General features: G+C 48.7%; 14 protein-coding genes. 4 read left to right on the top strand and 10 right to left on the bottom strand.

Features of this window, described 5'->3' with window-relative positions; genetic code table 11:
• Positions 1-164: 164 nt before the first annotated feature.
• The gene (locus tag EIZ37_RS07575; RefSeq protein WP_134683974.1) at positions 165-1,871 is read right to left on the bottom strand and encodes a vWA domain-containing protein; all 1,707 of its coding nucleotides are present in this window, start codon (positions 1,869-1,871) and stop codon (positions 165-167) included.
• Between the two features lie 19 nt (positions 1,872-1,890).
• Positions 1,891-3,195, bottom strand: a complete 1,305-nt coding sequence (locus EIZ37_RS07570) for an AAA family ATPase (RefSeq protein WP_134683973.1) — start codon at positions 3,193-3,195, stop codon at positions 1,891-1,893.
• Between the two features lie 223 nt (positions 3,196-3,418).
• On the opposite strand from EIZ37_RS07570, the gene EIZ37_RS07565 reads away from it, so the two are divergent.
• Together EIZ37_RS07565 and EIZ37_RS07560 are read left to right on the top strand one after the other, a co-directional pair.
• Positions 3,419-4,816 carry a hypothetical protein gene (locus EIZ37_RS07565; RefSeq protein WP_134683972.1) on the top strand — a complete coding sequence of 466 codons (1,398 nt, stop codon included), beginning with the start codon at positions 3,419-3,421 and terminating at the stop codon, positions 4,814-4,816.
• Positions 4,817-4,925: 109 nt separating this feature from the next.
• Positions 4,926-5,960 carry a YkvI family membrane protein gene (locus EIZ37_RS07560; RefSeq protein ID WP_134683971.1) on the top strand — a complete coding sequence of 345 codons (1,035 nt, stop codon included), beginning with the start codon at positions 4,926-4,928 and terminating at the stop codon, positions 5,958-5,960.
• A gap of 10 nt (positions 5,961-5,970) precedes the next feature.
• Here the strand turns inward: EIZ37_RS07560 and EIZ37_RS07555 are convergent, their stop codons facing one another.
• The 6 genes from EIZ37_RS07555 to EIZ37_RS07530 form a co-directional block, all read right to left on the bottom strand.
• Positions 5,971-6,270 carry a spore coat protein gene (locus tag EIZ37_RS07555; protein WP_134683970.1) on the bottom strand — a complete coding sequence of 100 codons (300 nt, stop codon included), beginning with the start codon at positions 6,268-6,270 and terminating at the stop codon, positions 5,971-5,973.
• Between the two features lie 9 nt (positions 6,271-6,279).
• A complete protein-coding gene (locus tag EIZ37_RS07550) occupies positions 6,280-6,474 on the bottom strand; it encodes a hypothetical protein (protein ID WP_134683969.1) in 195 nt (64 codons plus the stop codon).
• 29 nt (positions 6,475-6,503) lie between these two features.
• On the bottom strand, positions 6,504-7,640 hold the full coding sequence (locus EIZ37_RS07545; RefSeq protein WP_134683968.1) for a zinc-dependent alcohol dehydrogenase: 1,137 nt from the start codon (positions 7,638-7,640) through the stop codon (positions 6,504-6,506).
• Positions 7,637-8,026, bottom strand: coding sequence for a spore coat protein (locus tag EIZ37_RS07540; protein ID WP_134683967.1), 390 nt, complete (start codon positions 8,024-8,026; stop codon positions 7,637-7,639). Before EIZ37_RS07540 ends, EIZ37_RS07545 begins: the two co-directional genes overlap by 4 nt.
• Positions 8,027-8,039: 13 nt before the next feature.
• Positions 8,040-8,285: a spore gernimation protein GerQ gene (locus EIZ37_RS07535; protein WP_134683966.1), complete on the bottom strand. Its 246-nt coding sequence runs from the start codon at positions 8,283-8,285 to the stop codon at positions 8,040-8,042.
• Positions 8,286-8,501: 216 nt separating this feature from the next.
• Positions 8,502-8,936, bottom strand: a complete 435-nt coding sequence (locus EIZ37_RS07530; RefSeq protein ID WP_235827912.1) for an SRPBCC family protein — start codon at positions 8,934-8,936, stop codon at positions 8,502-8,504.
• Between the two features lie 157 nt (positions 8,937-9,093).
• Between EIZ37_RS07530 and EIZ37_RS07525 the strand changes: the two genes are divergently transcribed.
• A complete protein-coding gene (locus tag EIZ37_RS07525; RefSeq protein WP_134683965.1) occupies positions 9,094-10,599 on the top strand; it encodes a sensor domain-containing diguanylate cyclase in 1,506 nt (501 codons plus the stop codon).
• A gap of 239 nt (positions 10,600-10,838) precedes the next feature.
• Here EIZ37_RS07525 and EIZ37_RS07520 read toward each other — a convergent pair whose 3' ends face one another.
• Positions 10,839-11,750 (bottom strand): NADP-dependent oxidoreductase, encoded by a 912-nt coding sequence (locus tag EIZ37_RS07520; RefSeq protein ID WP_134684114.1) that lies wholly within the window; start codon positions 11,748-11,750, stop codon positions 10,839-10,841.
• Position 11,751: 1 nt separating this feature from the next.
• The gene (locus EIZ37_RS07515) at positions 11,752-12,750 is read right to left on the bottom strand and encodes an MFS transporter (protein WP_268898739.1); all 999 of its coding nucleotides are present in this window, start codon (positions 12,748-12,750) and stop codon (positions 11,752-11,754) included.
• A gap of 153 nt (positions 12,751-12,903) precedes the next feature.
• Between EIZ37_RS07515 and EIZ37_RS07510 the strand changes: the two genes are divergently transcribed.
• Complete coding sequence (locus EIZ37_RS07510; protein WP_134684112.1) at positions 12,904-13,782, top strand: LysR family transcriptional regulator; 879 nt, start codon at positions 12,904-12,906, stop codon at positions 13,780-13,782.
• Positions 13,783-13,819 lie beyond the last annotated feature (37 nt).

The following is a 13,819-nucleotide window of genomic DNA, read 5'->3' as shown; positions in this document are numbered from 1 at the left end:
TTTTTTCGATTAGTTCTTTTTTACCAGTTCTTATAGACTGATTTTGTTCTTTTTGCAGGAAACTAGATGGGCGAATTCATCCCGAACTGATCAAAATTGGACAGGCATCATCCTGGATACAAAAAAAGACCTGGGTATTCCGATCTTCACACGGATCCCAAGCCTTACTTTTCAATAACGTCCAATAACAATCCCGTATTTTCTTCTTCTTTCGTCTCCCATGATGTTGCAAAACGGACCGAGTGAGACACTCCCATGATGTCATACTTCTGCACAAGATGCTGTCGGGCGGACCCAATAATGAGCGAATGAAGCTTCACCTGCTTCTTTCTTCCCGCTTCACCGAGCATTTGCTGTACAGGTGGTGAGATACTGCCGATCCCGTCCGTGACCATGACCAGATCGGCCCCACGGAAAGCATGCTGCTCTTCGATGATTTCTATCGAACGCTTGATTGGCGCATCAAAATGAGTGCCGCCCCCAAACGCGAGCTGCGCTACGTTATAAAAAGCTGCCCAGTCCGGTTTTCGCCAAAAGAGCGGCTGCTCCTTGATCTCGCCCCTTGTCCCAAAAAGCAGGAGCGAAAAGTCGCGTTTTTCCAATAGGCTGAGCGCTGCAAAAGTCATGACAAAGATTTGCGCGAGTCGCAGCTTGCCGCCCCGCATCGAATGGGACGTATCCAGCATGCAAATCACAGGGCCTTTAGGCGGCTGCTCGATCCAACCAACCGTATCATAGGTGAGCAGCTTTTGTTCGATCCAGTTGAGCAAAAACAGGTTCTCCAGCTCAGGATCAGCCAGCAGGACCGCTTCGCTCGGAAGCAAGTGCGAAATATCGCCGGATTGACGCAGATCATAGTATTCTTCCGGCATTTGCTGGGAGCGAATTTCTTTGCGCTTGATTCGGAAGTGGTGGACGTTTCGCCCGACTTCCTCCAGATAGGCCAGCAGGTCCGGATGGCGTTTCAATTTTTCCACCCATTTCAAGTAGTGCTCGAAGGTTTGACGCCGCAGCTTGCCCAGCTCGCTGCCCCAGCGTCGGTTGGCAAAGCGCTGACTCGCCTGCAGCAGATCATGGAGAAATTGACTGTCTTCTTCCTCGTCCGAAAGCGTTTCTTTTAGTGAGCGATCCAGCCATTGGCCCAGCTCTTCTTCAATGGCCGCAATGGCCTCCTTTTCCTGCCTGATCAGTCGATCCTGCTGCTTTGCCCGCTGGCTGAGTTCTTCCTCCAGCTTTTTCACTTTTTGCTGAAGCTTGCTTCTTTTTTGAAAGTTGGTCTTCATCTCTTCCTGCAATTCTTCAATCCGGCCACGCAAGGAACGGATTTCGGCTTCGACGAGCGGCCGCGTATCACTGGCCTCCTGCTTGTCTTCCACGATCCGTTTTCCTTGCTGGAGGGTATAGCCGACCAGCTGAAGCTGCTTGATTTGCTTATCGGATAGCCGATCCATTACAGAAGCTTGCTCTTCCCCTTGCTGGCCCTGCTTTCGCTGCATGCCCTGCAAAGGCGCTGACTGCTCCTTTTCGCGTTTTTTCACTTCCTCGCTGAAGGTCTGGGTGAGCCACATCAGCGCTTTGATGGCTGTTTTGAAAGAGGCGCTTTCCTGTCCGGTCGTCCGCGGATGAATCGACCGATAAAAATATTGGCGCAGCAAGGTGCGGATCATCCAGCGGTGAAAAGGAGTTGCTTCCTGCATCTGATCCACCTCGGGATGCGGCAAATAAAAGCATAGGAAAAAATCAGCCAAAAGCTCGATATCGAACCAGGAAGCCTTTGCTCTCGCTTCCGCCACCCATTCCTGGGCCACACGCGATGAATGGTAATACGCATCAAAAACATAACGGTCCACCCTTTGGCAGCGGATGATCACAAGCGTTCCTCCTATCTACCTACAAGGTGTAGTCGTATTCGCAGCCCGGTATTTCCCGGTCAAAAATCGTCCGATACAAACCTTGCAGCACTTGCAGCGTCCGCTCTCCCTCAATGCGCAGATGGGCATATTTGACCGCATACTTTTCGGCATCGGCGATCAAGTAATTCTTTTCTCGGATAAAAGCGGCCAAGTCCTTTTCCTTCTGTAGCCACGCCAGCAGTCTAGCCCGCAGATCGCGTGCGGTTTCTTCGATCTCAAGACGTGCCTCCTCCAGCAAGACGCGAAGATTTTCGGCAGCTTCCTTTCCCATCTTGGCACCGATCTCTTTTTTGAATTGAAAAGCATGCAAGTCGGATTCTTTCTCCAGCCAGCGCTGTGCAATCTGATTGTACTTACGCAGAGGCAATTCACTGTTGATGTCCTCTTTTAGGGCTTCCATAAAGCGCTGCTCAAACGTTTCTTTCAGCACAGGCAAATCCTCCGGTACATCCCACAACATATGCGGGGTAAATACGGTATCCCAAATGGAAACCTGTTCGCGACCATGCATCGCGGCAGACGTTTTCCAGACATGTGCGATCTTGCTCAAGCGTCTGTCGGAAATCTCGTATTCCTTTTCTTCCAGGTCTTGCTTTAATCGGTATAAAAAATAGACCAGCTTCTCAGGCAGCTCGACTTCTTTGGCTGCTTGTTGCACATCTTTTGCATCATACAGCGAAAAGACAACAGGCAAGGATTCCTTGGGCAGGTTGAACATCGCCTCGTAGCTGGAAGCATGTTTCAAATACCCGACCTCATAGCGGATCAAAAATCGATCATACAAAGCTGCCAATTGATCCTGTTCATCCGGCAGCTCATTGGACGCGGCGATCAGGAACAACAGGGGGACGGGTTCCTTTTCCCTCCCATTAAAATAGATGCGTTCATTCAATATGGAAAGCAGCGCGTTCAAAATAGCGCTGTTTGCTTTAAAAATCTCATCCAGAAAAGCAAACTGTGCGGTCGGCAAGTAGCCGGATGTTTTTCGAACATACTGGTCCTGCTTGAGCTGCTGCAACGAGACCGGTCCGAATATCTCATCGGGAGTCGTGAAGCGGGTCAGCAAGTAATCAAACCAATGCTCGGTGCCAAAAAGTTGTCCGATCGCTCTGGCCAGCTGTGATTTGGCAGTCCCTGGTGGTCCGATCAATAAGACATTTTCACCGCTCATGATTCCCAGCAAAAGCAGGCGGATCAATTCGTTTCGTTCCAGAAACCGTCGTTCCAGAAGGGTAATCGCTTGCTCCATTTTTCGCTGCAGTGGAATGGTTTGTAGCTTCATCGCTGAATCGGCGTTTCGCGTGTTGCTTATCGCAAAGACGCCCCCCTCCTCTCAACATTTCATACATATGTATAGTGACATAATCGCTGTGAGAATACCAGCTTTCTCCACTTTTCCTCTTGCTCTAATGGGGTATCTATCCGCTTTCACCTAAGCCCAGACACATGCATATTCTGCTGGCAAAGGGCTTTAGTCCTGCTTACGTAAAAAGGAGGGTGAAGGCATGGGTGTTGATCTCATCTTGCTGCACGGTGTTTATGTACTTTTTGTATTATTCATCATCCTCATGATGCTCTTTCGTCGAGATACGAGTTTGGTCTGTATCGTCGGGGTTGCCCTACTCGGATTGACAGCTACCGGTTCGATCACCCAATCGGTCGGCGGCATTTTTGGCAGCTTTATTTTTGCAATCACCGAGCTCTTGCCCACCATTCTGGTCATCTGTATAATCGTCGCGATGAGTCATGTCTTGACGGAAACAGGGATCAACGAAACGATGATTCGGCCCATGACATTCCTGATCCGGAATGCTTCGATGGCGTATTGGATCATTGGCATTGTCATGATGACCATCTCTTGGTTTTTCTGGCCCTCTCCCGCTGTCGCATTGGTAGGCGCGGTAATGCTCCCAGTCGCCATTCGCGTCGGTTTGCCTGCCTTGGGTGTGGCTGTGGCAATGAACCTATTTGGACACGGAATTGCGCTATCTGGTGATTATATTATCCAAGGAGCACCGACCTTAACAGCAAAAGCAGCGGGTATTCCCGTGGGAGATGTCCTCGCTGCCAGTGTCCCGCTTGTTGCAGTGATGGGCTTGGTGACGACCCTCAGCGCGTTTTGGCTGCTCCGCCGCGATCTTAGGAAAGGCACCCTGGCAATGTCGCAAGAGCGGATTGCGCGGATTGAAGCGGAAAAACAATCTGTTCACGTGGAAATTCCCCGCTTGATTCGTCGAACGTTTGCAGTCTTGGTGCCCTTGCTGTTTGCAGCAGACGTGATCGCCATGTTTGCTTTTGATTTACGGGGAGGGGATGCCACGGCACTCGTCGGCGGCACTTCTTTGCTGATCCTCATACTCGTCAGTCTCTTCGCGCATCAAACGGGTGGCTTGGAAAAAGTGACGGATTACTTGATTCAAGGGTTTCAATTCGGGTTTAAAGTGTTTGGGCCTGTCATTCCCATCGCTGCTTTCTTTTATATGGGCGACAGTGGCTTTGTGAAGGTGTTTGGGGAGGTATTGCCTCCTGGTTCACAAGGGATTGTAAATGATCTGGGCATCGCTTTGGCTCATACCATTCCTTTGAATAAAGAGATTGCTGCCGTTACCCTCACGCTTGTAGGCGTCATCACCGGCTTGGACGGATCCGGTTTCTCCGGCATCACGCTGGCAGGATCGGTTGCCCAGTTATTCGCTACATCCCTTGGTACAGGGATCGATACGCTTACCGCTTTAGGTCAGGTAGCGGCCATATGGGTGGGAGGCGGCACGCTCATTCCCTGGGCCTTGATTCCCGCCGCCGCGATCTGCGGAGTCGACCCTTTTGAATTGGCGAGGCGCAACCTGTATCCCGTCATGATCGGCCTTCTTGTCACCACCGTCGTGGCTATGTTACTCATATAAACTCCATTCAAAAGGAAAAAAATGGACGGCTTTCTCGAGCCGTCCGTTCTTTTTTGTGCGGGTTGTCTCATACATATGTACCAGCTTGTTTTGGAAAGGATTGTCGAGAATGCGCAAATGGGGAAAAAGCATTCAAATCGCTGCTACTTACATCGGGACGGTCGTAGGGGCAGGCTTTGCCAGCGGACAGGAAATTCTTGCGTTTTTTACTTCCTACGGACATTGGGGCACTATCGGGATCTTTCTGGCCACCTGCTTATTCGTTTGGCTGGGTTACAAAATGATGCTCTATGCGCACAAAATCGGGGCAAGATCCTATGAATCGTTTAACAACGCCATGTTTGGTCCGATCATTGGCAGAGTGGTGAACCTGCTCGTATTCATTACGCTGTTGGGTGTGACGACGGTCATGCTGGCGGGCTCTGGTTCTGTACTTGATGAAAAATTTGGTGTTCCCTATTTACTGGGGGTCATCCTGACAATTGTATTGTCCCTGCTGGTTCTGTCGAAGGGGTTAAATCAGCTTTTGGCGGTTAACTCCATCGTCGTTCCCATGATGCTGCTTTTTTCCTTTCTGATTCTGGCAACTGGGGACGTGAGCAATCCGGTACCGGAAGACCGTCCTCATGATTTTTCCTTTGTGTGGAAAGCCATTCTGTATGTCTCGTTCAATCTGGCGATGGCTCAATCCGTCTTGGTTCCCATTGGCTCCCATGTACGGGATGTAAGCATTTTAAAACGAGCAGCAATCTTGGGTGGAGCGGGTCTCGGCTTTATGCTGATTGTTGCCCATGGCGCCATGCTCTCGCACTGGGATGATGTCAGGATGCTGGATGTTCCCATGGTCTATCTGACAGAAGACTGGAGCCAAATGCTTCAGCTGTTTTTTGTTCTCGTCTTGTACGCAGAAATTTTCACGACGCTGATCTCCAACATTTTCGGGATCACTCAGCAACTGCGAGAAATCTTTACGGTTCAGGAACACACCTTGTACCTCGTGTTGTTTCTGGTCAGTTTCCTCTTCTGCCTGATCGGCTATTCCCAGCTGCTGTTGTTCTTTTACCCGCTGTTTGGATATCTTGGTTTGGCGACCATCCTTCGCGTCTCGCTCAAGTTCCCCTTGCCCAGGCTGCCGCGAATGTAATGCTATCGATTTACAACAGTGGGGCATTTGCTGCCGTATTCATGTTTTGCAAATCCATTTGACTCTGTTCGCTTACTTCCCACGGCTTATAGAGTCCGCGCTCCATCATGTACGAAATGACTCGCTCATGCATGTCGATCGCCTCTTCCAGATGTTTGATGAGCGTATCCTTGATCTCCGGGGTGACAGCTTCCGTGACGGCCAACGCATAGTTCCGTACCGCACTTTTTGCTGAGATCAGCAAATCCATCGCGACCACCTGATCGGTTAACGTATCCATCCCGGTTAAATATTCCACCAATGAATTCATCGCTTCCTCCTAATGACTGGCCTTGGATAAAATTGCGGAAAGCTCTTGAATCTGACGGGTTGAGATTTCGGCGTCCATGGCCATAAGTTGTTTTAGCTCCGGGTCACTTACCAGTGCGCGCATGGTCTTTGATTTCGTCAGGCATAATGCTTTGAAGGCTGCTATTTCATGCACTTCCAGCGTTTCATGCAGGGCATACGCCATATCGCATCGTCCCTTCTTTTCATTTTTGCTTATGGCTTCAGTACCACTTTAATGCAGTTGTCCATCTTCGTATCGAAAACTTCATACCCGTGCTTGGCTTGGTCAAGCGGCAGGACATGCGTGATCACATCGCTTGGGTCGACTTTCCCGGATGTGACTAACTCATACATATGGGGCATGTAATGAATGACGGGGGCCTGTCCGGAGCGAATGGTAATATTGCGCTGCATGATGTCGCCCAGCGGGAACGCGTGATATCTCCCCCCGTATGCCCCCGTGATCTGGATCGTTCCCCCCTTGCGCACGGCTTGCGTCGCGATGACCAGTGCACTGATTGTGCCTCCCTGCAGCTTCATTCCACTCGCAAGAAACTCCAGATCACTCATCTTGCCATCCATTCCCACCGCATCAATCACTACATCGGCTCCCCCATTGGTGATTTCTTTCAGGTGGTTGCCGATGTTGGGCTCTTGTTCAAAGTTCACAATTTCCACGAGGTTTGTCTTTTTGGCGTGCTGCAAACGGTAGTCCACATAGTCTACCGCGATGACACGCTTTGCGCCTTTTAACCAGCAGAATTTCTGTGTGAGCAATCCAACCGGACCGCAGCCAAGCACGATTACGGTATCGCCACTCTTTACGCCAGCGTTATCCACTGTCCAAAAAGCGGTGGACATGGCGTCCGATATCAGGCACAGCTGTTCATCCGGTACTTCGCAGTTTTCCGGTATTTTGAAATGCGTAAAGTTTGCGAAAGGGACACGCAGATACTCCGCCTGACCGCCTGCATATCCGCCCGTCGAACCTGAATAGCCAAAATAGGCACCCATCTCGCCATTTTCGTTGGATTGATCGCACTGGCTCTCCAGCTGATTCTTGCAATAAAAACATTCGCCGCACGCAATCGTAAAAGGGATAATGACGCGATCCCCTTTTTTCAGCTTTGTTACCCCTGGCCCTACCTCTTCCACGATGCCCATCGGTTCATGACCGATCACATAATCCTCCTGAAGATTGGGAATCATGCCATGAATCAGGTGAAGGTCTGACCCGCAAATGGCGGTAGAAGTGATTTTGACGATCATGTCATCCGGCTTCTCGATCCTTGGGTCCGGCACGTCTTTGACCACAACATTTTTAATGCCTTGATACGTAACAGCCTTCATGTAAGTGCTCCTCCATGATTCGCGTCATCGGGTGTTCGATCAAACATCCCTATTCTTGAGGTATCATCCGGGAATAAATTCATTTGCCCAATGAGTACGGTATTGTTCGCAGAAAGCATGTCCAACTGATACTGCTCTTGTAACTCATAAGGATGAAACCACTTTTTTCTGAGCATCAGCTCCGTGATCTCCTGATGCATCGCAATCGCTTGCCGGAGTTGATTGCGCAGCACCGCACGCGCGTCCGGAGAAGCCGTTTCCGTCAAGGCGAAAGCGAGATTTCGGACGCCTTCCTTGGCGCGAATGAGAAAATCCATGGCAAACGTCGTATCTGCCAGCTCAGGCACATGCAAGGAGTTTATCGGATCTAAGTAGTCATGGTTCATATGCTTCATCCCTTCACTCGATAATCGGAGTCGGACGGTTTTGCGGAACTGGCGCTTGAAAAGGTGCTTTTGCATAGACAGCTTGAAGTTCTGCGATGGCTTGTGTCGATTGCTGCACATCTTTTTGCATCAAAGCTCTTAATTCTTGGTCGAATACCAGACCTTGCATGAGTTTTGACTTTGCCAGACACAGTGTTTTGAAATTGAGCACCTCATGGATTTCCAACGATTCGTGAGCGGCTAATACCTGATTGTTCACCCAGTGAGTGACCTCCTCCATCAATCAATACAGGTATTTTTTCCTAACGGCATTGACTTATACGGTTGACCTGACACCTGGCTTCTCCTTTTCCCCATAAAAAATGGCCGAAATGACCATTCGAATCAGAATGAGTCACTTCGGCCGATATATCGTTATTTGCTCATCAATTCAGAGACCTTATCGTCTCATCGTTTTGGTTTGCTCTCTAACCCCTCATTTGGCCAGTCCAGTACGCAAGCGGGTGACGCCGAATTCAAGATAGGCTTTTAGGCAGGTTAACATAAATACCCAGCCTTCTTTATTGTCCAATAACTGAACGACAACATTCTCGTCATTTTCCTGAAAACCTGCTTCTGTCACCTCAATCAAGGTATTTGAATTCCCCATTTTTCTCAGCAAAATCGTGACAATATGCCCTTCGCCATTCGCTCCCCACCGGAATACGATTTTTTCGTTGGGTTCTACTTCCAGGATTTCAATTGCTAATTCAGCATTGTACTCCACGTATGTCAAGGTAATCGTTTTTCCCTGTTCCCATCTATCCGAACTGGATGAAAACCAAAAGTTGCCGATCTTCGCCGGGTCTACAAATGCTTCAAACACGTCACTTGCTGGCTTCTCTATGAACACTTTGGTAACGTTGTCCACTCCATCCATCTCCTTTCGAATTTCCATTACCATGATTACCACAATGCAGCAACAATTGGTACGAATGACCTATTAATGAAGTCATACAAAATTAACCGTTTCCCTCATGTTATTATGGTACAATAATCCATAATACCTAACAAAGGATAGGATACGGTTGTTTTCACTATTGCGTAAATTTTACCAGTCAAATTCATTCGAGGAACGAAAAGATTTTCAAGCAGAAAATCACGAATTGTTGTTTTACAGATTGAAGTTGAGCTCCGTTACGCTTATGCTCCTTTATCTGTATTATTTTTATGCCGATTTCTTTCTCTATCGACATGTACCTGATCTCGTCTTTCGTTATTCACTAGTGGGTGTCCACCTCGCAGGTTTGCTGCTATCTGTTTGTTATTTCATTTTCTATCGCAAAATGAAAAGCCTTTCACATAGTTTTATTGGTTCCCCCTATGCTGCTATCTTGATTGATGTATATCTGTTCTCCTATATTTTCATGGGAGCACTCGGTTCCCTCAACAGCCAACGATTAGCGGGCAACATCGATGCCTACATCCTCATCATCATTACGGTTGCGGCGGTATTTCCCATTCCACCGAAGCGGTTCTTGATGATCCTTTTATTGAACCATGCAGTGTTTCTGATTGGTCTCAATATGATTCGTTTGAATCTTTACACCAATTTGTCCAGTCAGATTAATACGACAATCGCTGTAGGATGTGCCTTGCTTATTTCATTCAGCTCCTATTCGCTCAGGCAGCATCGTTTCCTGGATCAGAAAAAGCTAACGGAAAATCAGGAAAACCTGCTGAGGCTCTTTGATATGAATCCATTTCCCCTGCTTCTGTCGAGCGCACAGGATGGGAAAATTTTGCTAGTGAATCAAAGTGCCAGAGAGTATTTTCAGTCTACGCTAAAAATAGAGCCTACGCTAGATGAACCGCACATCTTTCAATCGAAAGAAGAGAAACAATCCGTCTTGGCTGAACTCAGTCAAAGCAAGTCCATCAAAAATTTCATCATGGAGCAATCTCTCACACCTGATGATACTCGTTGGGTACTGGCCAATTTCGAATTGATTGACTATGCAAACGAGAAATGTATTTTAACGGGTTTAACCGATATTACCGAAATGAAAAAAATGGAGGAGGAATTAACCCGACGCGCCTCATTGGATATGCTTACGGGTGTCATGAATCGCAGAGGTGGAATTGAATGTTTGCAAGAGACACTCGATCGAGCGAAAACTGAACCATTAGAGTTTATTGTATGTTTTATTGATGTGAACAAGTTAAAGGCAGTAAACGATACGTATGGTCATACCGAAGGGGATCATTTGATCAAGACGGCAGGCAATCTCATCCAGAGCCATATCGGGAAGGATGACGTGCTTTTCCGATATGGCGGGGATGAGTTTATCATTTTGTTTTTCCATAAACAACTTATAGAAGTACAGACAATTTGCGAAAACATACGGGAAGCATTTGCTGAAACAAGCGTACAACAGCAAAGGCCTTATCAGATCTCCTTTAGCCACGGCCTGTTTCACTACCGCTCTGGGATGGATTTGTCTGTAGAGGAAATCATCAGAAAAGCGGATGTGGAAATGTATCAGGAGAAGTCAAGATCAAAAAGCCATGCACTTTTGCTCATCGAAGAATAGAATTTGCCGGTATCGGTTATTCTACAATTGTCGGGTTCGGTGAGCTTGATCAATGGTTTTTCGACTCTTGGAGGCGATGCGCCATGGATGTTATAAGTCTCACCGCAGAAGGGTTGTAAGATCTCAAGTAGGTTTGATCTAGCTCTTTTGGAGGTAGATGCGCCGCAAATGATGATCGTTAGCACCCCATCGCACTGAACCCGACACGGCCGTCTCCTTTTTGGAGGCGGTTTTGCTTTTTAATCCATTTGCAGGACGATTTTGCCCCGACCATGTCCGGTCTCAATTTCCCGATGCGCGTCAGCAGCTTGTTCGAGAGGAAACGTTTTTCGGATATGGATATGCAGCTTTCCTTCATTGTATAGCGCTACAAGCTTAGCAAGTCGTGCGGCGGATCGATTACTGCGGATCCACCGGACACCCAGCTCATCCGCGAGCTCGTAGGCAAAAATCGTCCCTACCCGGTTTTTATCCGGCACAAGCTGTGCAGCCACACGAAGCCCGTCTGCACTGGCAGCATCCAGGGCAACATCGATACCATGCGGCGCAACGGCCCGGAGACGATCCAAGAGTCCTTCCCCATACATCACCGGGATGGCGCCTAAAGCCCGCAAATAGTCATGATTCGCCTCACTGGCCGTACCGATTACTGTGGCTCCCCACTCGCGGGCGATTTGCACGGCAACTGTCCCCACACCGCCAGCCGCACCGTTGATCAGGAGCGTATCTCCCCTGCGGACACCCAATTCCTCGAGTGCGGTATGGGCGGTCTGTCCAGCTCCAGAAAGTCCCCCAGCAACCGCCCAAGGCATGGCTTCCGGCTTACGGACGATCTGATCAACAGAAACGACCAAGTATTCCGCGTATGTGAATTGCGTTCGAAAGCCAAGCACTTCATCGCCCACCGCAAAGCTCGTGACACCCTCTCCGATTTGATCGATGACACCTGCAAATTCTCCGCCCGTCACATGAGGAAACGTAATATTTACCCCTGGTGGCGTCCATCCTGTACGAATCGCACAATCAACCGGCTGGACACCCGCAGCTTTTACCCGTACTCGCACTTCCCCCTCACCAGGCTGCGGGAGGTCCAATTCAATGAGTTGGAGAACTTCCGGGGTTCCATACGAATAGAAGCCGGCTGCTTTCATTTTATTTGGCTGTGTATGCATGTTTCATCGTCCTTTCTCGCCGCAGAAAATAATGAATGAACAAGATGCTAACGTGGATCATCAGAAGCACCACATAGATATTGCTGTATACATACGCCTCCGGGTTCATAGGCAGAGGAAGCCATTGGGTATGCGCTCCTTGATCAACGACCCGGCTATATACTCCCGCGGAAACGGCCCCAGCAATAAAGTTCATCATCGAGAGGAAACCCATTCCCACACCCGTTTGATCTTGCGGAAGCGTTCGCGAGAGGGTATGCGATAAGCCGATCATCATAAACGTTTGCCCTACATTGCCGAGGATTAAAAACAGCACGATCAACAGAGGCGAATTCCCCGTGAACAAAGACATGAGAAGAAAGCAACTCCCTAACAGAGCCGAAGCCACGACGATTAGATACGCATTTCCTTTTACATCTGCGAGTTTCCCCCCCTTCCTCGGAAGGGTCAGCAATATCAGAAGCGGCATGCAAAACAGCCAGCGCCAATGCAGGATGCTCACGACCAGCGAAGCGACAATCGGTCCAATCGCGCTTCCGATCGCAAGGCCAGTCATCGCGATTCCCATGGCTCTGCCTCGTTTCTCCGGTGAAAAATAGCGAATCGGGATGATCGATGCAGCTGCAGGAACAACCGCTGCACCCACTGCCTGAAGGATCCTTCCGAGAAGCACCAGCCAAAAAACATGGGCGAATAGACCGATCACGGAACCGACCGCAAACATCGTGAACCCGAATGTGAGCAGATTTTTCAGTCGAAAAGTATCTGCCAGTTTTCCATACATAACCGTGCCAATCGCATAAACAAGCAAAAATCCAGAAGTTATCCAGCTGGCCTGCGAAAGAGACAATTGCAGCTCCATGGTGATTTCGGGCAATACAAGGTTAAACATCGTTGCACTCATCAGAGTAATGGCCAAGGTAAATGCCAGTATTCGCAATAATTTTTCACTTGTTGGTTGGTGCTCTTCCTTTCCCACTTCTCGAAACCCACTTTCTCCATGGCTTACTTCCCGGGAAGCTTCATTTTCTTTTGCGCACTTTTATTCTATAATTGTATGATCATAATGAAAAATACATCTTGTTCTATATCATTGATAACTCTGAGTATATGAATGGCGAGGTGAGCCATGATGGAATTGCTTCAGCTGCATTATTTCCGAACCGTGGCAAGGTTGGAACACATGACAAAAGCAGCGAATGAATTGCGCATCGCACAGCCGGCGCTCAGCAAGACGATCGCACGCCTTGAAGACGATCTGGGTGTACCATTATTTGACCGTCAAGGCAGGCAAATCAAGCTCAATACGTATGGAAAAGCATTCCTGAGAAAAACGGAAATGGCCTTGAGCTTGCTCGAAGAGGGGCGAAGAGAAGTCAATGATCTGGCCGGCTTGGAGACCGGCTCGATCCATCTGGCCACAACTACCCTGAATCGCCTCACGAAGCCGTTAGGTATCTTTCTTTCCCAGTATCCCAAAATCAATTTTCGCATTACCCAGGTTTCTCTGGATGAAATGGGCAAGCTCCTGACGGAAAACGGAGACATTGATTTTGGATTCAGTATGACCCCTGTTGAACAGCCAGGCATTTGCGCCGTTCCTGTTCTACAAGAAAACGTGTATATCGCGGTACCATTCGGACACAGACTGGCAAATCAGGAAACCACTTTCTTGCACGAGCTCGCAAATGAACCATTTATCAGCTACAAAGAAGGGCATCCAATCCGAAAAATGAACGAAGAAATTTGCATCCGGGAAGGTTTTATGCCGAATGTGGTATGCGAGGTCGATGAACCAGGCTCGATCGCCAATCTGGTGCAAGCCGGACTTGGTGTGGCTTTTGTGGGGAATTGTATAGGGGATGAAGATCTGCCGTACCACCGTCTTAAAATTGACGATACCGAGAGCTCGCGTACTTTCCAATTGGTCTGGCATGAAAACCGTTATCTTTCCCTCGCAGCACAGAAATTCCGGGAGTTTCTCGTAGATTATTGGACTGCTGAAACCTAGAAAAAACCTGGTGAGAGTTTTGCTCACCAGGTTTTCG

It is taken from the genome of Brevibacillus migulae, from assembly GCF_004521915.1.
Classification (GTDB): Bacteria; Bacillota; Bacilli; order Brevibacillales; family Brevibacillaceae; genus Brevibacillus_F; species Brevibacillus_F migulae.
Note: the sequence above shows the minus strand (reverse complement) of the source record. Positions and strands in the feature narration are given on the sequence as shown.

What these genes read in the sequence shown, in the direction of transcription:
- EIZ37_RS07570 (WP_134683973.1), bottom strand. Translation starts at nt 3,195, where the DNA reads ATGAAGCTACAAACCATTCCACTGCAGCGAAAAATGGAGCAAGCGATT.
- EIZ37_RS07565 (WP_134683972.1), top strand. Translation starts at nt 3,419, where the DNA reads ATGGGTGTTGATCTCATCTTGCTGCACGGTGTTTATGTACTTTTTGTA.
- EIZ37_RS07560 (WP_134683971.1), top strand. Translation starts at nt 4,926, where the DNA reads ATGCGCAAATGGGGAAAAAGCATTCAAATCGCTGCTACTTACATCGGG.
- EIZ37_RS07555 (WP_134683970.1), bottom strand. Translation starts at nt 6,270, where the DNA reads ATGAATTCATTGGTGGAATATTTAACCGGGATGGATACGTTAACCGAT.
- EIZ37_RS07550 (WP_134683969.1), bottom strand. Translation starts at nt 6,474, where the DNA reads ATGGCGTATGCCCTGCATGAAACGCTGGAAGTGCATGAAATAGCAGCC.
- EIZ37_RS07545 (WP_134683968.1), bottom strand. Translation starts at nt 7,640, where the DNA reads ATGAAGGCTGTTACGTATCAAGGCATTAAAAATGTTGTGGTCAAAGAC.
- EIZ37_RS07540 (WP_134683967.1), bottom strand. Translation starts at nt 8,026, where the DNA reads ATGAACCATGACTACTTAGATCCGATAAACTCCTTGCATGTGCCTGAG.
- EIZ37_RS07520 (WP_134684114.1), bottom strand. Translation starts at nt 11,750, where the DNA reads ATGAAAGCAGCCGGCTTCTATTCGTATGGAACCCCGGAAGTTCTCCAA.
- EIZ37_RS07510 (WP_134684112.1), top strand. Translation starts at nt 12,904, where the DNA reads ATGGAATTGCTTCAGCTGCATTATTTCCGAACCGTGGCAAGGTTGGAA.